General features: G+C 53.8%; 22 protein-coding genes and 1 pseudogene. 19 read left to right on the top strand and 4 right to left on the bottom strand.

Annotated elements, in window-relative coordinates; all coding sequences use genetic code 11:
- Positions 1-113 (bottom strand): annotated as a pseudogene (locus BUA85_RS16385) (IS3 family transposase); the annotation flags it as partial.
- Positions 114-475: 362 nt separating this feature from the next.
- Positions 476-1330 carry a MurR/RpiR family transcriptional regulator gene (locus tag BUA85_RS16380; RefSeq protein ID WP_072903033.1) on the bottom strand — a complete coding sequence of 285 codons (855 nt, stop codon included), beginning with the start codon at positions 1328-1330 and terminating at the stop codon, positions 476-478.
- Positions 1331-1530: 200 nt separating this feature from the next.
- Here BUA85_RS16380 and BUA85_RS16375 point away from each other — a divergent pair, with 200 nt between their 5' ends.
- From BUA85_RS16375 to BUA85_RS16345, 7 genes are all read left to right on the top strand, one after another.
- Positions 1531-2238, top strand: coding sequence for an N-formylglutamate amidohydrolase (locus BUA85_RS16375; protein ID WP_242649085.1), 708 nt, complete (start codon positions 1531-1533; stop codon positions 2236-2238).
- The gene (locus BUA85_RS16370; protein ID WP_072903029.1) at positions 2235-2816 is read left to right on the top strand and encodes a TRAP transporter small permease subunit; all 582 of its coding nucleotides are present in this window, start codon (positions 2235-2237) and stop codon (positions 2814-2816) included. Before BUA85_RS16375 ends, BUA85_RS16370 begins: the two co-directional genes overlap by 4 nt.
- Positions 2813-4132 carry a TRAP transporter large permease gene (locus tag BUA85_RS16365; protein WP_072903027.1) on the top strand — a complete coding sequence of 440 codons (1320 nt, stop codon included), beginning with the start codon at positions 2813-2815 and terminating at the stop codon, positions 4130-4132. The genes BUA85_RS16370 and BUA85_RS16365 overlap by 4 nt, the downstream gene beginning before the upstream one ends.
- Before the next feature lie 47 nt (positions 4133-4179).
- Positions 4180-5214 carry a TRAP transporter substrate-binding protein gene (locus BUA85_RS16360; RefSeq protein WP_072903026.1) on the top strand — a complete coding sequence of 345 codons (1035 nt, stop codon included), beginning with the start codon at positions 4180-4182 and terminating at the stop codon, positions 5212-5214.
- A gap of 65 nt (positions 5215-5279) precedes the next feature.
- Positions 5280-6629, top strand: coding sequence for a glutamine synthetase family protein (locus BUA85_RS16355; protein ID WP_072903024.1), 1350 nt, complete (start codon positions 5280-5282; stop codon positions 6627-6629).
- Positions 6626-8005, top strand: coding sequence for an aldehyde dehydrogenase family protein (locus BUA85_RS16350; RefSeq protein WP_072903021.1), 1380 nt, complete (start codon positions 6626-6628; stop codon positions 8003-8005). The genes BUA85_RS16355 and BUA85_RS16350 overlap by 4 nt, the downstream gene beginning before the upstream one ends.
- On the top strand, positions 8002-9147 hold the full coding sequence (locus tag BUA85_RS16345) for an iron-containing alcohol dehydrogenase (protein ID WP_072903019.1): 1146 nt from the start codon (positions 8002-8004) through the stop codon (positions 9145-9147). The genes BUA85_RS16350 and BUA85_RS16345 overlap by 4 nt, the downstream gene beginning before the upstream one ends.
- A 251-nt stretch (positions 9148-9398) precedes the next feature.
- On the opposite strand, the gene BUA85_RS16335 is transcribed toward BUA85_RS16345, so the two are convergent.
- Positions 9399-10052 (bottom strand): GntR family transcriptional regulator, encoded by a 654-nt coding sequence (locus BUA85_RS16335; protein ID WP_072903016.1) that lies wholly within the window; start codon positions 10050-10052, stop codon positions 9399-9401.
- Positions 10053-10224: 172 nt separating this feature from the next.
- On the opposite strand from BUA85_RS16335, the gene BUA85_RS16330 reads away from it, so the two are divergent.
- From BUA85_RS16330 to BUA85_RS16275, 12 genes are all read left to right on the top strand, one after another.
- Positions 10225-11307, top strand: coding sequence for a Gfo/Idh/MocA family protein (locus BUA85_RS16330; protein WP_072903035.1), 1083 nt, complete (start codon positions 10225-10227; stop codon positions 11305-11307).
- A 97-nt stretch (positions 11308-11404) separates the two neighbouring features.
- On the top strand, positions 11405-12418 hold the full coding sequence (dctP, locus tag BUA85_RS16325; RefSeq protein ID WP_072903015.1) for a TRAP transporter substrate-binding protein DctP: 1014 nt from the start codon (positions 11405-11407) through the stop codon (positions 12416-12418).
- 29 nt (positions 12419-12447) lie between these two features.
- Complete coding sequence (locus BUA85_RS16320) at positions 12448-13008, top strand: TRAP transporter small permease (protein WP_072903013.1); 561 nt, start codon at positions 12448-12450, stop codon at positions 13006-13008.
- Complete coding sequence (locus BUA85_RS16315; protein WP_072903012.1) at positions 13005-14300, top strand: TRAP transporter large permease; 1296 nt, start codon at positions 13005-13007, stop codon at positions 14298-14300. Before BUA85_RS16320 ends, BUA85_RS16315 begins: the two co-directional genes overlap by 4 nt.
- Positions 14301-14311: 11 nt before the next feature.
- A complete protein-coding gene (locus BUA85_RS16310; RefSeq protein WP_242649084.1) occupies positions 14312-16183 on the top strand; it encodes a bifunctional sugar phosphate isomerase/epimerase/4-hydroxyphenylpyruvate dioxygenase family protein in 1872 nt (623 codons plus the stop codon).
- The gene (locus tag BUA85_RS16305; RefSeq protein ID WP_072903008.1) at positions 16180-16992 is read left to right on the top strand and encodes a citryl-CoA lyase; all 813 of its coding nucleotides are present in this window, start codon (positions 16180-16182) and stop codon (positions 16990-16992) included. Before BUA85_RS16310 ends, BUA85_RS16305 begins: the two co-directional genes overlap by 4 nt.
- Entirely contained in the window at positions 16985-18136 is a 1152-nt protein-coding gene (locus BUA85_RS16300) for a Gfo/Idh/MocA family protein (protein WP_072903006.1), read from the top strand. The genes BUA85_RS16305 and BUA85_RS16300 overlap by 8 nt, the downstream gene beginning before the upstream one ends.
- Positions 18137-18145: 9 nt before the next feature.
- On the top strand, positions 18146-18802 hold the full coding sequence (locus BUA85_RS16295) for a hypothetical protein (RefSeq protein ID WP_072903004.1): 657 nt from the start codon (positions 18146-18148) through the stop codon (positions 18800-18802).
- Positions 18803-18813: 11 nt separating this feature from the next.
- Positions 18814-19995, top strand: a complete 1182-nt coding sequence (locus BUA85_RS16290; RefSeq protein WP_072903002.1) for a Gfo/Idh/MocA family protein — start codon at positions 18814-18816, stop codon at positions 19993-19995.
- Between the two features lie 78 nt (positions 19996-20073).
- Positions 20074-20943: a sugar phosphate isomerase/epimerase family protein gene (locus tag BUA85_RS16285; RefSeq protein ID WP_072903000.1), complete on the top strand. Its 870-nt coding sequence runs from the start codon at positions 20074-20076 to the stop codon at positions 20941-20943.
- A gap of 25 nt (positions 20944-20968) precedes the next feature.
- The gene (locus BUA85_RS16280; RefSeq protein WP_072902998.1) at positions 20969-22378 is read left to right on the top strand and encodes an aldehyde dehydrogenase family protein; all 1410 of its coding nucleotides are present in this window, start codon (positions 20969-20971) and stop codon (positions 22376-22378) included.
- A gap of 11 nt (positions 22379-22389) precedes the next feature.
- Complete coding sequence (locus BUA85_RS16275) at positions 22390-24171, top strand: thiamine pyrophosphate-binding protein (RefSeq protein WP_242649083.1); 1782 nt, start codon at positions 22390-22392, stop codon at positions 24169-24171.
- A 267-nt stretch (positions 24172-24438) separates the two neighbouring features.
- Here the strand turns inward: BUA85_RS16275 and BUA85_RS16270 are convergent, their stop codons facing one another.
- Complete coding sequence (locus BUA85_RS16270; protein ID WP_072902994.1) at positions 24439-24747, bottom strand: hypothetical protein; 309 nt, start codon at positions 24745-24747, stop codon at positions 24439-24441.
- Positions 24748-24968: the final 221 nt, after the last annotated feature.

Genomic DNA, 24968 nt, shown 5'->3' with positions numbered 1-24968 from the left:
GTTATCTGCACCTGTCTGATTGCATCAATGCGCGGCATCCCTTGGCCGCACAGTACCTCAACCTGCCGTAACTTAGTGACAATCTCTTCCGGTTTGTGACGCTTGATTCCCATATCTGATCCTCCGTTTCCTAACTATAGGGGCGGACCACTTCAAAGGGGGAGGATCAAGATTACAATCGTCTATCGGCTTTGCGGACAAACCCGACCTTGGATTTTCTCACTTCGCTGACGCAGCATTCGTTCGCAGACGCGGCACCCTCATCGCTGCGGCGCAGCAAGGGTCGCCAGTCCGGTTTTTCGTAAAGGAAGTCTTTGCGTGAGCGACGGCCGTCGCTCGCACATCAAAGAGACGTATGGAACGCCATCTTTGAGCATTCTCGATCATTAATGCGGTGCGTTTGTCTGAAGAGAACCTTCCGACTTTGTCAATATTCGTGGGGTATTGTCGCCCTTGGTCGGCTCTAATTGTTTGCTCATGTGAACTTTCGAAAGAGCTTTGTCTGATCAAATGCATCCTCCAGCGCTTCGTTGCGACCCTTGACCGTGTCCCACATGGTTTCTTGCAAAGCGGCGATTGTGCATTCGACGAGCATGAGTAAGGGTGAACAGCTGTCCCATGCAGACGGAACTGCAATGCGCCCGGTAAACGTTAAGGCCGCAATACGATGGATGGGGGAACGCCATTGATCTGTGAGCAGAACAATTTCTGCACCCTTGCTTTGGCACATTTGCGTCAGCTGAAGTGTGGTATTTTCATACCGACGCACGTCGAATGCCACAACAACGTCGCCTTTTTGCAAATCGAGTAGGTCATGCGGCCAAGCACCGCCATCCGCCACTAGACGCACATTGGGCCGGATCATTTGCATGTGAAGGAAGAGATACCGCGCCAACGTTCCCGTGATGCGGCCCCCTGTGATGAAGATCGTTCGCTTTTTGTCGCTCAGCAACTTGCACAATGCGTCGAAATCAGCGGGATCGATGTCGTCCATGCTGCGTTGTTGGTTTTCAATCGCCTGCCGAAAGTATCGGGTCAGAATATGTTCATCGGGAAAATCGCTTTGCCAGTGTTGGCGCTTTGCCACCGGGTCGGAGATCATCTCTTTCAGCTCAGATCGCAGTGCAGCCTGAAACTGGGGGAACCCATCAAAACCGGTCTTTTGCAACATCCGTGTCACGGTTGTTGTCGATACCGACGCTGTCTGCGCTAGCTCGGTGATGCGGCCTAAACCGATGATGGGGTAGTCGTCCAACAAGGTGCTGACAAGTTGTCGTTCCGATGGCGTCATCTCATCGCGATGTTGCAGCAGTTTTTCAGAAACGGTCATTTCTGGCCTTTCACCAAAGATCTGTCAAAATTTCCACGCAACAAATCAACATGAAAAAAATTGTTCGAAAAAATATTGACAGATGATTTCGTTGTGTCAATCATTTTCCATAATCAGCATGCAAGGATTCCGTCATTCAAGCGACCATTTCACATACCAAAAAACCTTTTATGGTTTCGCGTGCCAAGAAGGCGCCGCGAGTGCTGATTGTGTGTGAGCATGCGTCTGCGCATATCCCCTCGGAATTCAACCAACTTGGCTTATCGAATGACGCTGCGAACAGTCATGTTGCATGGGACCCAGGAGCACTGCCTGTTGCGCAACGCATAGCGGCAGACCTTGATGCCGTACTTGTTTATGGCACGATGTCACGGCTGTTATATGATTGTAATCGTCCGCCTGAGGCGCCCAGCGCGATACCGACCCGTAGCGAAGTTTTTGACATTCCTGGCAACGCGCGTTTGACAGCGGCAGAGCGTGAAGCACGGGTCGCACGCATCTACACGCCGTTTTCCGAAGCGCTGGCAGATGAGATAGCGTGCCACCTCGAAACTTTGAAACTGATGGTTACGATCCATAGCTTTACGCCTGTTTTTAATGGGGTCGCGCGCGAGGCCGAAATAGGGGTTTTGCACGGCGAAGATGCTCGATTTGCGCATGCCATGATGCAAAGCAAACCACAGGATGCGCATTTTCGCATTCGATTGAACGAACCCTACGCCGCTGTCGACGGTGTGGCCCATACACTTGACCAACATGGACAGGCGAATGACCTGCCCAGCGTCATGATCGAAATCCGCAATGATTTGATCTCTACCGATGCGGATCAACGCGCAATGGCACTGTTCCTGACCGATTGGGTGAAGCAGACGTTGGATCAGGTCTCGTATCGCGGGGGTGTCGCATGAACGCCTTGCTTGGCTTCTCGCGCGCCATTGATGGCATGAACCGCGTCATCGGTTTGATCGTGATGTATAGCGTGTTTGTCCTGATGGGCATCCTGCTCTGGTCGTCCATTTCCAAGACGTTTTTCCTGCCCTCGCTGTGGACGTTGGAAACCGCACAATTTGCGATGGTGGCCTATTACATGCTGGGCGGGCCCTATGCGCTTTTGTCCGGCGGGCATGTGCGGATGGATCTGTTTTACGGCGAATGGTCATTACGTCGAAAGGCGACGATTGACGTCATAACCGTATTGTTTCTTATCTTTTACCTTGTTGTTTTGCTCTATGGCGCGCTCGGCTCCACGGCCTATTCGTTGGGGTACTGGGGCAAAGCACCATTGGAGTTTTTTGCTGGATTGATCACGGGCACAGAAGAGGTCGGGCGGCTTGAACGCTCCTCCACCGCGTGGCGCCCTTATATCTGGCCGATCAAAGCCACGATGATCTTTGGTCTGTTTCTGATGCTGTTGCAAGCGCTGTCGGAACTGATCAAGGACGTTGCCCGCGCCACAGGCCGCATGGAACCGGAGGCACGGACATGAGCCAGGAACATATCGCCCTGTTTATGTTCGGCTCGATGATGTTGATGCTATTCACCGGCCAGCGGGTCTTTGGAGCCATCGGCGCCATTGCCGCCATTGCCGCGCTGGCTCTTTACGGAACGGGTGGACAGGACATCCCGTTTTCGGCCGCCATGAAGTTGATGAAATGGTACCCGCTCCTGACGCTGCCCATGTTCATTTTTATGGGCTATGTGCTGAGCGAAAGTAAGCTGGCTGATGATCTTTATCGGATGTTTCATGTCTGGTTTGGCAATGTGAATGGCGGATTGGCCATGGGGACCATCGGTTTGATGGTTTTGATTTCCGCCATGAATGGTTTGTCGGTCGCAGGAATGGCCATCGGTGCGACGATTGCGTTGCCGGAACTTTTGCGGCGCGGCTATGACAAACAGATGGTGACAGGTGTTATTCAGGCTGGTTCCTCGCTTGGTATCCTCGTGCCGCCCTCAGTTGTCTTGGTGCTCTATGCGATGATCGCGCGGCAACCGGTGGGGCAATTGTGGCTTGCGGGCATTATTCCGGGCCTGATGATGGCCGCGATGTTTGTGATTTACATCTGGATCCGCTGCCGCCTGAATCCAGCTTTAGGCCCTGTGGCCGACGATCTAGATCAAGTCACTCCACAAGAGAAACGCAAACTGCTCTGGGCTGGGGCGCTGCCGCTCATCATCTTTGCCTCAATGATGGTCCCGTTCGTCAACGGTTGGACGTCTCTTGTGGAAAGCTCGGCGATCGGCGCGCTTGCGGCCTTGACCGCCTCAATCCTTAAGCGCCGCATGACTTGGGCCGTCTTCCATACATGCACCAAACAGACGCTGGTCATTTCTTGCATGTTCATGTGGATCATCCTTGCAGCGCTTGGTTTTGGAGCCATTTTCGATGGCTTGGGCGCTGTGAACGCCATTGACAACTTGTTCACAGAGCAATTGGGACTGTCACCTTGGGTCATCCTGATCCTGATGCAGTTGAGCTTTATTATCATGGGCACATTCTTGGATGACACGGCGATGCTGGTCATCGTTGCTCCGCTCTATGTGCCTTTGGTGGGCAGCCTCGGCTTTGACCTGATCTGGTATGGCGTCCTCTACACGATCACCACTCAGATTGCGTATATGACGCCACCCTTCGGCTATAACCTCTTTCTGATGCGCGCGATGGCTCCGCCGGAGATCACGCTGCGCGACATATATCGATCCATCATCCCCTTTGTCGGAGTGATGGTGACAGCGCTCGCTATCATCATGGCATTCCCGGAAATCGCCCTATGGCTGCCCGGGTACGTTTACGGAAACTAAAACCAAGACCCTTGGAAATTGGGCCTATCAACAAGGAGAAAGAAACAATGACAACAAGACGTAAGTTCTTAACCACTGCTGCGGTTGGCGCGGCAGCCGCGCCGTTGGCCACGCCAGCCTTGGCGCAATCCACGATCAAATGGCGTATGCAGACCTATGCCGGTCCCGCACTCGCCGCTCATGTGATCGACCCTGCGATTGAGATGTTCAACAAAATTGCGGGCGATCGTATGCAGATCGAACTGTTTTATGCAGATCAGTTGGTTCCAACGGGTGAGCTGTTCCGAGCGATGCAGCAGGGCACGATTGATGCGGTGCAATCTGACGACGACTCGATGGCTTCACCTACGGACGTCACCGTCTTCGGTGGCTACTTCCCATTTGCATCCCGCTATTCGTTGGATGTGCCTGTGCTGTTTAATCAGTACGGCCTGAACGAGATTTGGGATGAGCAGTATTCTGCTGTCGGCGTCAAACATATCAGCGCCGGGTCGTGGGATCCCTGCCACTTTGCTACAAAGGATCCAATCCGCAGCCTCGAAGATCTCAAGGGCAAGCGTGTCTTTACCTTCCCAACAGCTGGCCGCTTCCTGAGCCAGTTTGGCGTCGTACCAGTAACGCTTCCTTGGGAAGACATTGAAGTTGCTGTTCAAACAGGCGAACTTGATGGCATCGCTTGGTCTGGTATCACCGAAGACTACACCGTCGGCTGGGCCGATGTGACCAACTACTTCCTGACAAATAACATCTCTGGCGCTTGGGCTGGTTCGTTCTTCGCGAATATGGACCGCTGGAACGAATTGCCTGAAGACCTTCAGACGTTGTTCCGCGTCTGCTGCGATCAATCCCACTACTATCGCCAGTGGTGGTACTGGGGCGGCGAAGCCAACCTGCGGGTCAATGGGACCAAGATGGAACTGACATCTATCCCTGACGAGGAATGGGCGCAGGTTGAGAACGCGGCCGTTGCCTTCTGGGACGAAATCGCGTCCGAAGGCGAAGTTCAGGCGAAAGTTGTGGATATTTTCCGCAAATATAACGCTGATATGCAGAAAGCTGGACGGCCTTACCGTTACGGTTAAACATTCATATGCGCCTCGGGTTAATCTCGGGGCGCATATCAACCACCAACAAATGAGCTCAACAAATGACCTTTGAAGAGATCAAATCGCAGATTGCTGCCGGCGACATTGATACGGTGCTAACTTGCATTGTGGACATGCAGGGTCGCTTGATGGGCAAACGGTTCCACGCTGAGGCTTTCTTGGAGATGGCCGTAGGTGAAACCCATTGCTGCAACTACTTGCTGGCCACTGATCTAGAGATGGCCACACCGGATGGCTACGCCTCGACCTCCTGGGAGGCGGGGTATGGCGACTATATCATGAAGCCTGACCTGAGCACGATCCGCCCCGTGCCTTGGTTAGAGGGTGCCGCGATGGTCTTGTGTGATGTGCTGGATCATCACACCCATGAGCCGGTGCCCTTCGCCCCGCGCGAAGTATTAAAACGCCAGATTGCCCGCGCCGAGGCGATGGGCCTGACCCCAATCATGGCGACGGAATTAGAATTTTTCCTGTTTCAGGGCACCCATGATGAAATCGCAGCGAGCGGATATGACCTAAAACCGATCAGCCGCTACAACGAAGATTACCACATCTTTCAGACCACTAAGGAAGAGCCGGTGATGCGTCCCATTCGCAACCATTTGCGCTCCATGGGCATCCCAGTCGAAGGCTCGAAAGGAGAGGCCGAGGCCGGTCAGGAAGAGTTAAACATAAAATACGCAGATGCGTTGGCTGCGGCCGACCATCATACGATTGCAAAACATGGGATCAAGGAAATTGCGCACCAGCAAGGGTACGCGGCAACGTTCATTCCGAAATGGCACCACGACCGGGTTGGGTCCGCCGCGCATGTCCATCAGTCGCTTTGGAGCAATGGCGCCAATGCGTTTTATGATGCGGATGCCCCGCTCGCCAAATCTGCACTGATGGATCACTATATGGCTGGGATGTTGACCTACGCCTCTGACATTACGGTCTTTTTGGCCCCCTACATCAACAGCTACAAACGTTTCGCCAAGGGCAGCTTTGCCCCCACACAAGCAGTTTGGTCTGTCGACAACCGCACTGCGGCTTTCCGCCTGTGTGGAGACGGAACGAAGGGGGTGCGCGTTGAGTGCCGCACGCCGGGTTCTGACATGAACCCCTATCTTGCCATGGCCGCAATGTTGGCCGCTGGACTGAAGGGGGTCGAAGAGAAACTGGAATTGCCTGCGCCCTTCACCGGCGACGCCTATGCAGATGATGATGCCAACCATATTCCGCGCACATTACGCGACGCGCGAGAGGCGTTGCTTGCCTCTGACATGCTGAAAGAGGCCTTTGGTGAAGAAACCGTTACTCACTATGCCCGCGCAGCGGAATGGGAAATCGAAGAATTCAACCGTGTCGTCACCGATTATGAAATCGCTAGAGGTTTTGAAAAAGCATGAGCACTCTGACTTGCATTTCTCCAATTGACGGCACGGTGTTTGCGACACGCGAATGCCTGAGTGAAGCCGCAGCGAAAGAGGTGGCGGACCGGGCGCGTGCTGCACAATGCAGTTGGGCAGCGCGGCCGCTGCAAGAACGCATCGATCTTGTCATGGCAGGCGTTGCTGCAGTTGGCGCGATGAATGACGAAATCGTCCCCGAACTTGCCAAAATGATGGGCCGCCCGATCCGATTTGGTGGTGAGTTTGGCGGGTTCGAAGAACGCGCCAGCCACATGGCCAGCATTGCCCAAGACAGCCTTGCCGATATCGAGGTGGGCGAGGATGCGACCTTCAAGCGTTACATCAAACGGGTGCCTCACGGTGTGGTATTTGTCGTAGCACCCTGGAACTACCCTTATATGACCGCAATCAACACGGTTGCGCCTGCTCTCATCGCTGGCAACGCGGTGATGCTCAAGCACGCGACGCAAACCCTGCTAGTTGGCGAACGGATGGCGCAGGCGTTCCAGTCTGCGGGCTTGCCGGAGGATGTCTTTCAGAACGTGTTTCTGGACCATGACACCACATCAAGCCTGATCGCCGACAACGCATTCGATTTCATCAATTTCACAGGCTCCGTCGGCGGCGGCGCTGCAATGGAACGCGCCGCGGCAGGCACATTCACGGGTGTAGGCACTGAACTTGGCGGAAAAGACCCCGGCTATGTGTTGGAGGATGCGGACCTCGATGCTGCTGTCGATACGTTGATCGACGGTGCGATGTTTAATTCCGGCCAATGCTGCTGCGGAATCGAACGCATCTATGTGCACGAAAGCCTGTTTGACGCCTTTGTCGAAAAGGCTGTTTCGATTGTGAGCGACTATAAGCTCGGCAATCCATTGGACGCGAACACCACGCTCGGTCCGATGGCACACAAACGCTTTGCCGATGAGGTGCGGTCACAAATCGCTGAAGCGGTCGCTGCTGGCGCTACCGCCCATATCGATACGTTTGCCGAAGACGATGGCGGCGCCTATCTGAGCCCGCAAATCCTGACCAATGTGACCCACGACATGCGTGTGATGCGCGACGAGAGCTTTGGCCCGGTTGTGGGCATTATGCCGGTCAAGGATGATGCAGAGGCCGTCCGCTTGATGAATGACAGTGAATTTGGCCTGACCGCCAGCCTTTGGACCAAAGACCTGGACCGGGCCGCCGCCGTTGGGGATCAGATCGAAACAGGCACGGTCTTTATGAACCGGGCCGACTATCTTGATCCGGGGCTTTGCTGGACAGGCTGCAAGAACACTGGGCGCGGCGGGGGATTGTCCGTCATTGGCTATCACAACCTGACCCGCCCCAAATCCTATCACTTAAAGAAAGTCACATCATGAGCCCCACTGCCAACTGGTCCTATCCCACCTCGGTGCGTTTTGGTGCAGGGCGCATCACCGAATTGGCTGACGCCTGCCGAACCGCCGGAATGTCAAAACCGCTCTTGGTCACCGATCGTGGTCTAGCGTCCCTGCCGGTTACGACCTGTGCATTGGACGTGTTGGAGGCGGGCGGCCTGGGCCGCGCGAGCTTCGCAGATGTGGACCCCAATCCCAATGAAAAGAATCTCGCCGCCGGTGTTGCGGCGTTCAAGGCTGGAGGTCACGACGGAGTGGTTGCCTTTGGTGGTGGCTCTGGTCTGGATCTTGGGAAAATGGTTGCCTTCATGGCCGGACAAACCCGCCCCGTCTGGGACTTCGAAGATGTTGATGATTGGTGGACGCGTGCGGATGCCGATGCGATCTTTCCCAACATTGCTGTGCCAACGACTGCCGGTACGGGGTCAGAAGTCGGGCGCGCCAGCGTCATCACCAACTCTGAAACCGAAGAGAAAAAGATCATATTCCACCCGAAGGTCCTGCCGTCTGTTGTTATCTGTGACCCTGAACTGACGGTTGGTATGCCATCTTTTATTACGGCTGGAACGGGTCTCGATGCTTTTGCTCACTGTGTTGAGGCGTTCTCCTCGCCACACTATCACCCGATGAGCCAGGGCATTGCGCTGGAAGGCATGCGCCTTGTGGTTGAAAATCTTCCTATCGCCTTTTCCGAGCCAGAAAATCTCGATGCTCGAGCCCATATGATGTCTGCTGCCATGATGGGGGCGACTGCTTTTCAGAAAGGTTTGGGTGCAATTCACGCGCTCAGCCACCCGGTCGGAGCAATGCACCACACTCATCACGGTACCACCAATGCGGTCTGTATGCCTGCGGTTTTGAAACTCAACGCACCTGCAATTCGGGGCAGGTTTGACTCCTGTGTAGGCTATTTAGGAATTGAAGGCGGATTCGATGGTTTTTGTGAATTCGTGGATCAATTTAACAATGATCTGGGAATTCCGAAGCGCCTTTCTGAACTTGGCGTGTCGAACCCCGACATGGACCGCTTGGTAAACGGTGCGCTAAATGACCCCAGCTGTGGTGGCAATCCCGTGACGTTGAACGAAGGTAACTTGCGCGAACTCTTCGAAGCGGTACTGTAGGCGGATCGGAACAGACTAACGTGACACAAGTGAGCCGGTTCAATCCACGACCACTTTAATCAGCAAGACCGATTTCAACCAACGTCACTCTCAAGATGTCACGAACCGTCGCTTCGCCGAGTGGCATCAGCTTTGTTTCAGATAGGTTCGGCATTTGGAGGTAAACTGAGATTGGTTCGAAGCAGTCTGACAGCAACCAAAAGCCTTCTGCAAAAGTTGGCCGGCCATTGGTTCCAAGCAGAGCAGAAAATTCAGAAAGCCTCCAAGGTGTGCTCAAGCCCCTTTTCCACGTGTGTCTTCAAAGCCGCCGCCGCTGCTGCTTCATCGCGCGCGAGCGCCGCTTCGAACATCTCGCGATGTTCTTGAACGGCCTCGTCGCCACGGTAGGTGAGCACCAGCATCTGGTATCTCAAATATTTGTCGAACAAGACGGCGTGCAGCGAGAGGAGATTTTTTGAGCCACAGGCAGAAATCAATGCCTGATGGAACTCCCAGTCATAACGCTTCCAGTCTTCTTTTTGTTTTTCATCTCCGGCCATCATCTTCTGCTCCATCAAGTGAAGCTTGTGGTGCGCGGCGACTAGGTTGCCTTCCCAGTCCGTATCGCCATTCGTGATCGACAAGCGCAGGGCGTGACATTCGAGCAAGACGCGCAGATTAGCGATCTCGATAAGATCGTCGCGAGAGACATCAGTAACAAAGAAACCACGTTGATCTTGAGCAGCAACGAAGCCTTCACTGGCCAACCTGTTCAAGGTTTCCCGGAGCGTTGACATGCTTGCTTCATACCGCTCTTTCAGACCATCGAGTTTCAATTTTGACCCCGGGGCCAACCGACCAAAGATAATGTCTCGTTTGATGCGTTGGTATGTTGTCGCGCCAACTACGTTTAGTGATTTTGCCATGATTTTCGTCTGACTCTAGCCCGTTCATCATGTGATCTACACCAACGCTACAATTTTCTCAATTCGATATAAAATCTGTCAAAATTAAAAGTATCAGATATTATTGCAATTGTATTGGACGCGGTACAAACTCATCCGCGACTCAATGAATCGGCGATCTGGATTAGATTTTATGACACAGGAAACGCGAATTGCGGTGGTGGGATTTGGCCTTGTTGGTCGCCGTCATGTCGATGTTTTGATGTCAGCGCCGGGTGTTACCATCGCAAGCGTAGTGGAGGCAGACGCCAAAGGGCGAGCGGATGCGGAAGAGCTCGGAATTCGTGTCTTTGACAGTTTGGAGAAGATGTTCGAGCAGGACAAGCCAGATGGTGTTTTGCTCGCGACGCCAACACCTCTGCATGTTCAGCAGGGTTTGGAGTGCATTGCAAACGACTGTCCGACGCTTATTGAAAAACCCATCTCCGTCACTTCGGGCGAAGCGCTTCAATTGACCAACGCTGCAGAGATGGCTGGCGTCCCTCTTCTTGTTGGGCATCATCGGCGGCACAATGGAATGGTTCAGGCAGCTAAGTCGGCGTTGGTTAACGGCCAAGTTGGCGATATTCGCGCAATCCAAACGACCTGTTGGTTCTATAAGCCGGACTATTATTTCGATGAAGCGCCGTGGCGAAAGAAGAAAGGCGCTGGGCCTATTTCGGTGAACCTGGTTCATGATGTCGACCTGTTACGGCACTTCTGTGGGGAGGTTCGAACCGCTCAAGCGCTATCGGTCCCCTCAAGACGCGGTTTCGAAAATGAAGACTTGGCGAGTGCCATTCTAACTTTCAAATCTGGGGCCGTTGCCACGATCTCAGTGTCCGACAGTATCGTCGCACCCTGGAGCTGGGAATTAACTTCCAGAGAAAACCCACGCTACCCAGCTACGAACGAAAGTTGTTACCTGATCGGAGGATCAGAAGGGGGGCTGTCGCTACCGGATTTGCGGGTCTGGCGCCATGAAAGCGGCCCCGATTGGTGGTCCCCGATCAATGCACAAGTTCTGACCTGTGACAGTCAGGACCCGTTGGTCACGCAGATGCATCACTTCGCGCGAGTAATAAGAGGCGAGGAGGCGCCTTTGGTCTCTGGCATCGAGGGGCTGAAGTCTTTGGAGGTTGTCGAAGCCATCGCACTTTCAGCGGAGAGCGGGCAAGCCGTTTCTATTGCGTCGATGTCATCGCGATCTGAATTCAAACCGAGGGAAGCGAGCTAAAAATATCAGATATTTTGCAAAATATATTGCAAGATGTGAAAAATCAGGAATAACTTACTCGACCAATAAGGTTGGTCACACCAAAGGGAGGAATACCATGATCACCAAATTGACACGCCGCGCGGCTCTCGCGTCGGTTGCGGCCTTGGGGCTCGCGACGAGCTTTGCCGCTCCTGCTGTCGCTGACGGCCACAAATTGACATTTACACTCGCGACGTCGGGGTCTGAAACGGATCAGCGTTCTGTCGCGATGGCTGAAGTATTTGCGCCTATGGTCGCGGAATTTGCAGATTATCAGGCGGGCTATAACGGTACGTTGTTCGCGCAAGGCACCGAATTGGAAGCGATCGCTGGCGGAAACCTCACGATGTCCATCGCGTCGGCGCAAGAGCTTGCTCAGTTCTTCCCAGAATTCTCGATTTTCGCGACCGGCTATGTCCATCAAGATGCAGCGCACCAGGTTCGTGTCTTCAACGATCCGTTGATGGATCCGTTCAAAAAGACTGTAGAAGACGAACTGGGCGTGAAGCTTCTCTCAGTGATGTATCTAGGACGTCGCCATGTGAACCTGCGCCAAACACGCGATGAACTTGATGTGCAGACCCCTGCAGATTTGGCGGGCGTCAACCTGCGTATGCCTGGAACTGATGCTTGGCAATTCCTTGGCGCCGCACTTGGTGCTTCGCCAACGCCGCTGGCATTCTCAGAGGTCTATACATCGCTGGCGTCTGGTGCGATTGACGGTCAGGACAACCCATTGCCAACAGTGGTAGACCAGAAGTTCTATGAGGTGACTAAGCAGATTTCTCTGACGTCCCACCTTGTTGATCTGAACTACATCGCGTTTTCCAAGGAAACTTGGGATAGCTTGACACCAGAGCAGCAGCTCACCGTGCAGCGCGCGGCAGATGCGGCAGCCTCTTATGGACGCCTCAAGCAGTTGGACAAAGAGAACAGTCTTGCCGACTTTATCCGCAGCCAGGGTGTAGAAATCTATACACCAGACCTCGCTGCCTTCCGTGAGCATGTGCAGGGGCAATATGTGGGTAGCGAAGCAGCTGCTGCTTGGCCAGAAGGCGTTCTGGATCGTATCAACGAGCTGGGTAACTAATAGTCGCTACTTCCGCGGGAGAACCTAAGATGAAGACACTTTCGAAATGGTTCACCCGCGGCACTGAATTTATCGCCGCCATGTGTTTGGCGGCGATCTTTATTACTTTTCTTCTACAAATCATTTTCAGATACGTTCCCTTCTTGGAGCCAATCGGCTGGTCGGTTGTTCTGATTTCCCTGCTCTGGGTGTTTGTCATTTTCTTTGGATGCTCGTTCATCGTCCAAGAAAAGGATCACGTCACATTTGACGTCCTATACCTTGCTGCACCTCGACCAGCTCGCAAAGTTATGGCCCTCATCACCGCGGTCATAATGGTGGCAGCGATGGTCTACTCATTCCCCGCCGTATGGGAGACGGTTTTCGGCAACCGCCTTATGGAGTTGAAGAAAATTCAAACCATTCGCATCCCGATCACAGGGGACAAAATAGCGATTAAGTGGCTCTTTGCGCCGTTCGTTATGTTCATGGTTGTTGTCACAATCCGCTACATCTGGCGCATCTACACGGTTCTGAAGTTCGGTCCCCCTGAAACCGAAATGGAAGCGATCATTGCGGCTGAGGCTCCCTCCGATGAGGTCTCTGAATGAGTCTCGAACTTACCCTAGGTATGATCACCCTCTTTGGGATGGCAGCGATCGGTACGCCGGTTGCCTACGCCATATTGGTCGGTGTTTTGGTCTATCTTGGCGTATCCGGTCAGGACTTGGCCATTGCGGGTACCACCATGGTGCAGCGTCTTTTCGACGGTTTTTTGCTCCTTGCGGTGCCGCTCTTCATTACATCCGCAAATATCATGAATGCTGGCACAATTTCTGATCGCCTTCTGCAGTTCTGCATTGCATTGGTTGGGCGTTTCAGAGGCGGAATGGGACACGTCAATGTGGTTGCCAGTTTGATTTTCTCTGGCATGTCGGGGTCTGCTGTGGCTGACGCGGCTGGTATCGGCAAAATCATTATCGACATGATGGTCAAAAGCGGCCGCTATACGCGTGGTTACGCGGCGGCGATCACGGCGGCGACCGCAACAATCGGACCAATCATTCCCCCATCCATTCCGATGGTACTTTACGCATTGGTCTCCAATGCCTCGGTCGGCGATCTGTTCTTAGCGGGTATCGTACCGGGCTTGGTGATGGGCGTTGTGCTTATGGGGATGAACAGTTTCATTTCTCATAAGCGGGGTTTTGGCCAGGAAGAACCCGTCCCATTGCGTGAAATTCCGCGCCTGACCGTGCGGGCCACACCTGCACTTTTGATGCCAGTTATCCTGCTGGGATGTATCTATTCTGGCGTCACGACACCGACAGAAGCCGCGGCCATCGCAGCACTCTATGCTTTGATTGTTGCTGCAGGTCTCTATCGCGCGATCAAGATCAAAACGCTTTATGAAATTTTCGTGGAAAGCGCGCGATCTGCAGCCTCGGTTGGCTTGGTTATCGGAGCGTCGATGATCCTGACTTACATCGTCATCCAAGAGAATGTCCCTCAGTCAATCTCCGCTATGTTCGCCGGAGCCGACATCAGCCCACTGATGTTCATGCTGATGGTTAACATTCTGGTCCTGCTTCTGGGCTGTATCTTGGACGCGACCGTCATCATCTTGGTCATCATTCCGTTGTTCATCCCGACATGTCGGGAGCTTGGAATTGACTTGGTGCACTTTGGCGTCTTGATCGTTGTGAATTCTATGATCGGATTGATAACCCCTCCTTATGGTATTCTCCTGTTCGTCATCAACGCGGTGACAGGGATTCCGCTTAAGGAGATCATTCGTGAAATCTGGGCGTTCCTTGGCATTCTGATCGCGGCCCTCGTTGTGATGATCCTTGTCCCAGACATCGTTCTCTGGTTGCCAAGATTGTTTGGGTATCAAGGGTAATGAAACTCTGCATGGCGACATCTGCTGTCCCAGGCGACTTACCGAGGAAGCTAGAATCAATAGCCGAAGCGGGTTTCGACGGTGTCGAGTTGTCAGAGCCTGACCTGCTGAAGTTCTCTGGCAAAGTTGAGGATGTTGTTCGTCAAGCCGATGATCTTGATTTGAGGATCAATCTGCTGCAACCCTTTTGGGAGTTCGAAGGGAAGGTCGGAGCCGAAAGAGCAGCGACCATGGCCCGACTGGATCAGAAACTGGAACTGACATCTGCGCTCGGAGCGCATACTCTGTTGGTCTGCACCTCAGCCAACACCAATCACAATTTTGATCGAGCGAAGATCCTGAAAGATTTCGAACATCTTGCCTGTCGAGCAGAACAATTTGGTGTTCGAGTGGCTGTACTTGCCCTGCCATGGGCGAAGCATCTGTTCCAAGAGACTCAAGTTTTCGAAATCGTTTCTGAGTTAGACAACCCTAATCTTGGCTTGGCCCTCAATTCAAGGTTCTCATTGTTAAATGGCTCTCAGGCCGCGCGGCTTCGCGATTTGCCGAACGAGAAGGTTTTTCACGTTCAGTTGTCAGATGCGTCCGTGGTTGCCCAAGAGCCCATTCATACCAAGAACCAAGCGGGGCTGCTGCCCGGACAGGGCGAGCTAAATCTTGAAAGCTTTGTGCGGGTGCTTGCCAGAATTGGGTATGATGGACCGTGGTCATTGGGGCAGGTTACAGAGGGATCTGTTCTTGGCGCTGAAGGGTCCGCCAAAGACGGTTTCCGAGCGATTGTATCACTGCTTGACGAAGTTGCGCGAACAGAACGCTCTTTACAGCGACCGATGAAACACTTGCCTGCGCGGGGTTATCCGAGCGGCTTTGAGTTTCTCGAATTTGCCGTTGACGAAGAGTCAAAACAAGAACTCACCCAAACACTTTCCACGATGTGTTTTCGACGAGAACGTCGACACGTGTCGAAGTCGGTTGAGCTTTGGCGGCAGGGGGCGGTCAATATTGTAGTGAATTGGGAAAATGCCGGTTTCGCCGCAGATGCGTTTGAGACGCACGGACCAACGGTGTGCGATATGGGGCTTAGAGTTCGAGATGCGAAATCTGTAGTCGCACGCGCGAAATCACTAGGTGCGCCGGAGTTCGAGCAGCCAGTTGGGACTGGTGAGCTAGCGATCCCAGCGATCCAAGGTGTTGGTGGGAATGTTGTCCACTTTATCGACGAAAAATCCGATCTTCATCGCGTTTGGGATATTGAGTTTGATCCTGTTTCAAAAGCTAAAGCCATTGCGCCCGCAGGTCTTCGACGCATCGATCACGTCGCTCAAACGATGCGCTATGAAGAGATGCAAAGCTGGCTGACTTACTACACGACAACCTTTGAACTGGAGAAAGCGCCAGTTGTCGATGTCGCGGATCCGTCCGGCGTGGTTCTTAGCCAAGCTTTGTCGAGCCCTGAAGGGGAAGTTCGTTTGAACCTAAATGGTGCTGACGAGAAACGCACATTTGCTGGTGCCTTCTTGGCAGATCAATTTGGGGCGGGGGTGCAGCACGTCGCATTTGTAAGCGACGACATTTTTGAGACATCAGATCAATTGGCCGAGACGGGTTTCGAACGGCTACAAATGCCGGAAAATTACTATGATGATCTTGAGGTTCGCTTCAGCCTCGATGGGGAGCTCACTAAAGCGCTGCGTGATGGACAAATGCTCTACGATCGGGACGAAGCCGGGGAATATTTCCAAATCTACGGCGCGCCCATCTTCAAAGGCTTCTTCTTTGAGATTGTTGAACGCAAAGGCGGATATCAGGGATATGGTGCACCAAATGCGCCAATCCGATTGGCTGCTCAACTTAGGTATCTTCAAGAAAGGCAAGCCGCATGAGCCAAGACGCCGACAACATTCGCAAGTGGTGGCAAACCTCAATCATTGACATGGAGCCGGGGAAGATTGCGTTCCGCGGGCATCCCATTGAGGGTTTGATTGGCAACGTCAGTTTCCCCCAGATGATTTGGCTGATGACCCGTGGCGATTTGCCGACAAAGGCGCAGGCATTGCTTTTCGAGGCAGCCTTGGTTGCGGGTGTTGATCATGGGCCTCAGGCACCATCAATTGCAGCGGCGCGTATGGCGGCGACCTGTGGCGTTGGTTTGAACAACGTCATGGCAACGGGCGTCAATATGCTCGGCGATGTGCATGGCGGGGCCGGCGAGCAATGTGCTGAGCTTTATTATGAAGTCGCTCAAGCGATGAACGAAGGGGTTGAACTGGAAGAGGCCGTCGAGGCGGCCCTTCAGAATTGGCGCGAAACGCGGGGAAAAATCGTATCAGGTTTTGGACACCGGTTTCATAAGCCAGTTGATCCCCGCGCGCCTTGCTTGATGCAACTTGTTCGCGAAGCGGCAGCCGAAGGTACGGTGTCAGGTCAGTTCGCTGAGATCGGAGAAGCTATCCAGCGCGCCATCGGGCGGTCTCGTGGAGCTGACATCGCAATGAACATCGACGGGGCAACAGCGGTGATTTTCTGCGAACTTGGCTTTCCGGCCCCATTGTCACGTGGCCTCTTCTGCCTGTCTCGTTCTGTCGGCATTCTGTCTCATGGGTGGGAACAAATGCAGCAAGGCGGCCGAAACAAAGGGCCTATGCCTCCGAATTACCTTCCCCTTTACCAACCAAAGGACCCCGATGAATGACCTGGCGAAATCCTTCCGGGTCGGCCTGATCGGAACAGGCCGCATAAGCGACATCTACCTCAAGACGCTTTCTAAATCCGATTCTGTGAACGTGGTTGCTTGCGGTAGCCTGAATATGGACGAAAGTCGCGTAAAGGCGATCCAGTATGACATTCCGATTGCCAAGCCACCCGAGGACATTCTTGCTGATCCTGAGATTGACGCCATTCTCAATCTGACCATTCCAGCCGCTCATGCTGAGGTCAGTTTGGCTGCGTTGGAGGCCGGAAAACACGTCTATAGCGAAAAGCCCTTGGTCGGTAGTTTAGCGGACGGACGCAAAGTACTGGACCGGGCCGTCGAGCTGGGTCTTTCAGTTGGCAATGCGCCAGACACGTTTCTTGGCGGGCGTTGGCAGACGGTGCGAAAGCTTTTGGATGCCGGAACGATCGGTCGCCCGACGGGCGCGGCGGCTTTTGTAGGGACACATGGCACCGAGCGGCACCACCCGAACCCTGATTTCTACTACCAAACGGGCGGCGGACCTATGTTGGACCTCGGGCCCTACTATTTGTCTGCCATGGTGTTCTTTCTTGGGCCGATTGCACGGGTGGCCGGACTTTCTAATCGCGCGTTTGACAAGCGCATGATCGAAAACGGCCCGCGCCATGGCCAAATGATGCCGGTGGAGGTCGACACCCATGTCCAAGGAATGTTGGAGTTTGAAAGCGGCGTCATTGGTTCCATCACCATGAGTTTTGACGTCTGGGACAGTGAAATGCCGCGCTTTGAAATCTATGGCGAGGATGGAGTGATTTGTATCCCTGATCCGGACCCAGTTCATGGCGCGAACATCTTTCAGGGGGAGGTGTGGTATCGCACGCGGGATACGTCACGCTGGTCTCACCAACCGCGTCCGCGGGGCCGCGAGGCGTGGCAGGTCGCCATGAATACCCATGGTTTGAACGAAGACTGCCGCGGCATCGGTCTGATCGAAATGGCGGATGCCATTCGAAACGGGCGCACGCCGAGATGCAGCGGAGAACTGGCCTATCATGTTTTGGAAGTGATGTACGGCATCCTCGACAGTCCAAAATCTGGCCGGTTTGTCGACATCGAAAGCCGCCCACCCGTGCCTGAAATCCTCCCCGAAACTTACCCTTAGGACAGCGCCATGCCTGTTATCCCTTTGTCGATTGCGGACCCATTTTTTGCTGTTTTGGTTGTCGAAAATGAACCTGCTGTCGAAATCGACAGACGTACCATCGTCTTAAATCTGTCGGACACGGCTATTGTAGTACAAGACCAAACTATCGGATCGCTTCAATCGGTGATTTTGCAAAATACAGAAATAAAACATGTCGCACATGCGGTGCTGATCAAAGGTCTCGACGATCATCCTGATGATGCTGAGCTAATGCGAAGTGTTCGGGACGCGTGGCCCTCGGCTTATGACGTTCGCAAGGAGGAACGGCTCAAAGGCATTGGGCACTACATGTCACCCAAAGTTTGGGTCGGTCAGTTTGGCTTCACGCTGTATCATTCAGCAACCATCCCGCTGAACGTTGGCCTTCATAAATTTCACGACTTCTGCCCAGTTCCCGGGTTTCGTGAAGTCCACACCCAGATCGTCGGTTTCGGCAAGATGCAGCAGTGTCGAGAAAAGGATATCAACACGCTCTACTGCGAAGAGCCGATGGCCCCTGGGACGACACATCGCCCAATGTATGACGCTGAAGGTAACTATCCTTGGCATCAGTATGAAACCATCACCCCGTCGATTTTTATGGCCGTTGAAATGCTGCCTGACGGCGCGACGCCCCCAGTTTGAGGAGACTTTCGATGCTATTGCCGGGTCAAATTGATTTCGAAGGTCCGTTCCCGAAGTTCTCGCGCCGCTTGCGCTTGGGTGTCGTGGGCGGTGGCCGAGTTTCTGGAATGCAGGCCACGGCGGCGCGTCTGAGTTATCGTTGGGATGTTGTCGCAGGCGCGATGTCGTCTGATCCGGTTCGAGCGAAGACGGCAGCGGCGGATTGGTTCTTAGATGAAGACCGTTGCTACACGTCTTTTGCGGAAATGGCGGAGGTCGAAGCGGCACGTGACGACGGTGTCGATGCAGTGATGATCACAACACCCAATCATTTGCATCATGATGCGGCGATTGCGTTCCTGAACAAAGGAATTGATGTGCTGTGTGACAAGCCGCTGACCAACGAGGTGAGCGAAGCCGATGCTTTGATCGAAGCAGCTGAAAAGTCTGGTTGTGTTTTCGGTGTGTCTTACGTGATGTCTTGCTTTGCCGTGATCAGGCAGGCTCGCGATCTTGTCGCGTCTGGAGCCATTGGCAGGATTAATCAGATCCACGTCGAATTCATGCAGGATTGGATGACACCGGATGATGTGGCCGATGCTCCGCACGTAAAGTGGCGCCTCGATCCGGCAAAGTCGGGCAAGACGTCTTGTGTCGGAGACATCGGAACCCACGCGGCGCATTTGGCTCAGTTCGTGAGTGGGCTTGCGATGAAAGAGGTACGGGCCGATTTTCACGTTTGCGGTGCGCCTAAGCCGCTAGAGGATACCGCTTTCATGACCACGCGATTTGAGGGCGGTGTCCCGGGCACGTTAATGTGCACGCGCCTCGCTCCCGGAAATCGCGGCGGTCTGCGGTTGCGGATTTTTGGTTCGGAGGGCGGGATCGAATGGGATCTCGAAAACTCGGAGCAATTGAAACTCAATCGTTTCGGGCAGCCTGATCAGATCATCAGCCGCGGGCATGGGCATGGGATGACAACCGCCAACGAACGTTTGGTTCGTACGGCGCGAGGCTTCCCTGAAGGGATCATTGAGGCTTGGGGAAATCTGTATACCGAATTCGCCATGGCCGTTGCGGCCCGCAAGGACGGTATCAGAGCGCCTTCGGATTGGTTGGGAATGCCACGCGTCGCCGACGGGGCAAAGGGTGTGGCATTTATTGAGGCTTCATTTCAATCCCATCAGAGCGGCGGGGCATGGGTGCATATCTAGATAATTGATGATTTACAAAATATCAGATATTTTATAAAATATAGGTTAATCAGTCGAATCTGATCGATAGGTGGCGTGATGCCCGAGACCTTTGACCAAGACCCGCTTTATTCGCTTGCGCATTTGACCCTGATCAACTGCACTCCGGCAGAGCTTGTCTATATCGCCGCACGCGCAGGCTATGACGCCGTCAGCCCGCGGTTCATCACGATGAATGTCCCGGGCGAGTTTGAACGCTCGCCCCTCGATCCGGCTCAAATTCAAGCACTTGAAACAGCGATAGACACCACGGGATTGCAGGTTCTGGACATCGAACTCGCCCGCATCACCGAAGATTGCGATCCGCGGGATTTCGAGAGTGCCTTTGAGCTGGGTGCACGCCTAAACGCCAAACATATGATCATGTCCGCGTGGACGAAACGCCGCGATGATCGAAACTTCATCCTCGATACATATGCCGAAACCTGCGATCTGGCAGCACCGTATGGCCTAACCATCGATCTGGAATTTCCGTCCTTTTCGCGCCTGCGCACCTTAGATGAAACACTCGATATCGTTCGCGCGGCAGACCGGCCAAATGGCGGTATCCTTGTTGATACGCTCTACTTGCACCTTAGCCGCGTGGATTTAGGAGAACTGCTTCATGTGCCGCAAGAATGGCTGCATTTTTTGCATATCTCTGACTGTCTCCCCGGCATAGCAGATACGCGGGAAGGGATGATCCAGCTTGCCCGCGACGCGCGGCTTTACCCCGGTGAGGGCTGGATTGATTTCGCAGGCATCATCGAGCGTTGCCCGCCAATGAACTACTCCATTGAACTCCCCAATCAGGCACGTGTTGCTGAATTGGGTTTCGAAGAACACGCCCGCCGGTGCTTGGCTCATGCCAAGCGCACCTTTGGCGAGGCCCGATCAAAACGCCGGTCTGTCACTCAGCAGGCGGCTTAGACTTACCCAAACAAAGGATGCCACGATGGCACGAGAACTGACAGAAGACGAACGCCAATTGGCATTGGACATGGTTGAGCGCGCGCGCGTTGCAATGGCGGCTGTTGAGGATTGGAGCCAGAAAGATTTGAACCGGTTGTCGCAAGCGATTGCTTGGTATGCTGGCAACGAAGAAACCTTCACCCGCTTGGCGCAACAAGGAGTTGACGAAAGCGGCATTGGCGATCGAGAAGGGCGTCCGGCGAAGCGGTTCAAAATCCATATGGTTTTGCGGGATGTTTTGCGCACTCCGTCGACTGGCGTGGTTGAGGTAGATGAGGAACGCGGACTGGTGAAATACGCCAAACCTGCCGGCGTAATCGCATCCCTAATTCCCATGACAAACCCCGCCATGACGCCACCTGTGACAGGCGTCTCGTCTGCCAATGCTCGGAACGCCGTGATCTTTTCCCCGCATCCGCGAACGGCGGGGACAACATTTGAAATGGTCGAAGTGATGCGTGCGGCTTGTCGTGGGGTTGGGGCACCTGAAGACCTGTTCCAAACCATTCGCTACCCTTCGATTCCGTTGACACAGTTCCTGATGGAAGTTGCGGATCTGACTTTGGCAACTGGTGGTAAGCCGATGGTCAAGGCGGCCTATAGCTCTGGTCGTCCAGCTTATGGGGTAGGGGCCGGAAACTCTTCTATCGTGATTGATGATACCGCAGACATTGAAATAGCCGCTCAAAACACCCGTATTTCAAAAACGTCCGACTTTGGATCAGGCTGTTCCGCAGACGGAAACATCATCATTCAAAAATCCATTTACGATCAAATGATCAACGCGCTGGAGGCCGAAGGCGGGTACCTCTGTTCGCAAGAAGAAAAAGACCTGCTTGAAAAGGCGATGTGGGACGAGAAAGGCAACCGCACTTTCCCAACCATTGCGTGCCGACCGCAGCAAACGGCAGATGTAGCAGGGTTCTCCATCCCAGAGGATCGCAATTTCCTGATGGTTGAGAACCAAGGCCAGATTGGGCCGGATCACAAGTTCTCCAAAGAGAAGCTCACGACGCTCATGGCGTTGTATCATTTCGACACGTTTGACGACGCTTTGGCGACGGTTGCCCAAATCTATGACACCGGAGGCAAAGGGCATTCTTGCGGCATCTATTCCCACAACGACGATCACATCGACCGTCTGGCGCGCCTCGCGCCCGTAAGCCGCATGATGGTGCGTCAGCCGCAATCGAAAGCAAATGCGGGGGCTTGGACCAATGGGATGCCAATGACCAGTTCGCTCGGCTGCGGCATCTGGGGCGGCAACATCACGAACGAGAATGTCACCATGAAACACATGATGAACTACACTTGGGTTTCGCGCCCAATTGCCGAAGACCGCCCCTCTGAACAGGAGCTATTCGGCGAATTCTATGGACAGGAGATCGCGTGATGGATGGCGGAATGATTGCGGACAAAACAGTCGCAGAACACATCGTCGATTATTTGGCGCGGCGCGATACAAAGCATGTCTTCGGTTTGTGTGGTCACACCAATATCGCCGTGCTTGCGGCCCTGGCTGACAGCCCGATTGATTTCATCACGGTCCGCCATGAGCAGATCGCAAGCCATGCCGCAGATGCCTATGCTCGCGTGCAAGGGGGGGCGTCCGTGGTTCTGTCGCACCTTTCTCCCGGTTTGACAAATTGCGCCACGGGGGTGGCCAATGCCGCATTGGATTGCATCCCAATGGTGGTGATCGCAGGCGACATTCCTACGCATTACTACGGCAAACATCCACATCAGGAGGTGAACCTCCACGCAGATGCCGCGCAGTGGGAAATTTATCGTCCATTCGTAAAGCGCGCATGGCGGGTAGATCGCGCAGACCTGATGGCTGAGATATTGGAAAAGGCCTTCCATCTCGCAGAAAGTGGTCAACCCGGGCCGGTATTGGTCAACGTGCCGATGGACATCTTCTCCGAAGTGATCCCGTCCGACACCTTTGATCGCGTGGCACAAAATACCAAGTCGCTGAAGAAACCTTCGATCGACGACGAAACGGCAGGCGATATTGTCGAGGCTCTGGCGAAGGCGGAGAACCCCGTCGCTTACGTCGGGGGTGGCATACTTCTTGCTAAGGCGTCAGACGAACTGGATGCCTTCGTCAGCCACATGGGCTTACCTGTCGCGCATTCGCTGATGGGCAAAGGCGCGCTTTCTGATGCGCACCCATTGGTGATGGGCATGACGGGTTTCTGGGGCACAGAACTCGTCAATCAAAGCTGCCTGAATGCGGATTATGTTTTCGCAGTTGGGACACGGTTCAAGGAAGCGGATTGTTCAAGCTGGTATCCCGGTTACACCTTCAACATCGGTGCGGAAGGGAACGATACCAAAGTCATCCATATTGACATCGAACCTCAAGAAATCGGCCGGAACTACCCGACTGAGATTGGGGTGGTGGCAGATGCCAGATCCGCTCTGCGCGTACTGAACCGCGTCGCGAAAGAGATGTATCCAAATGGCATCGATCGAACCGAGAAGACAGCTGAGATCGCCTCCTTCCGTGAAACTTTCAAAGCCTCAAATCTCGATATGCAAACCTCAGACGCGTTCCCTCTGATGCCCGAACGCATTCTGGCCGATACACGCGGAGCCTTGCCAGACGATGCAATCATCACCACCGATGTCGGTTGGAACAAAAATGGTGTTGGTCAGCAATTCGATATCCTGACGCCAGGATCCATCTTGACACCCGGCGGGTTTGCAACCATGGGCTTCGGACCACCTGCGGCCATTGGCGCGAAACTCGCAGCACCGGAACGGGTCGTGATCAGCCTCGTTGGAGACGGTGGCTTTGGCCAGAACCCTTCCATGCTTGCTACAGCCGTTGAGCTTAACCTTGGCATTGTGTGGCTGGTGATGAACAACAACGCATTTGGAACGATCGCTGGCCTCCAAAAGGCGCATTATGGGCTCACTTACGGAACAACCTTCCCGGGGTCAGCAGAGGCACCGACAAACGGACCCGGCTATGCAGAAATAGCAAAGGCTTACGGGGCAGAGGGCCAACGGATAACATCGGCGGATGAATTGTTACCAGCGTTGAAAGCCGCCATCGCGAGCGGTAAACCGACCGTCTTGGACGTGCCCATGATCAACAACCCAACTCCAACAACAGGGCATTGGAATATTTTGGATATCTACTCACCAAACGATGATGTGAGCCATGTTGCTACCTAAGATGGAACAATGTTTAGGGCATGACTGAATAGTATTCAGGGGCTGCGATTGTTGCCCGCATTGCATACATGCGCTCGACTACACCTTGCGCATCATTGATGAAGAGTCGCTTGAAACAAAAGACGCTGCGTCTTTGGGACCAATATCCTTTTGGCAAACAGCAACGGTAGGTTCTTTCTTTGGTTCACAGAGAACAAGTTTGGAATGGTAATGGACCGTTGGCCAATTCCGTTTTTCGACCTTTAATGGACACCAATGACGCAACTACTATCTCGTCATTGGCCCCAAAGCTTCACCCAATGCCGCCTCAATCTCTTCGGGTTCCCCTTCGATCCTTGGCAGCAAGACTTCGCGAACGACACCATTGAGGGCTCTATCTGCATTTGCTTCGTCGGGGTCTTCGCCCTTAACAAATACCTCAAACGCTTCAGCCTCATTCAGGACGGCGCCAGGAACGCTTGCGACGCCTTGGAGGAGCGAGCTGATGCCGAGATGTTCGACTTGGTTAGCGTTTGTCTCGGGCCCGACAAACTGGGGGTCGAAGCCTTCGACACCCCAAACTTCGCTTACCGTCATTCCCTGACCCGTCGCATATTGGTGGATATGAGGAATGCTGAAGTGTCCAACATAGCCGTGGCTCCAAAGCGGGCGATGAGTGATTGGATTGTTTCTGTAAGTTCCGGAAAGAAGGGCTTGCCAGATTGATCCTCCCCCTTTGAAGTGGTCCGCCCCTATAGTTAGGAAACGGAGGATCAGATATGGGAATCAAGCGTCATAAACCGGAAGAGATTGTCACT

The organism is Cognatiyoonia sediminum, from assembly GCF_900129845.1.
GTDB classification, from domain to species: domain Bacteria; phylum Pseudomonadota; class Alphaproteobacteria; order Rhodobacterales; family Rhodobacteraceae; genus Cognatiyoonia; species Cognatiyoonia sediminum.
The sequence above is the reverse complement of the archived record's forward strand: the minus strand, read 5'-3'. Positions and strand labels throughout refer to the sequence as shown.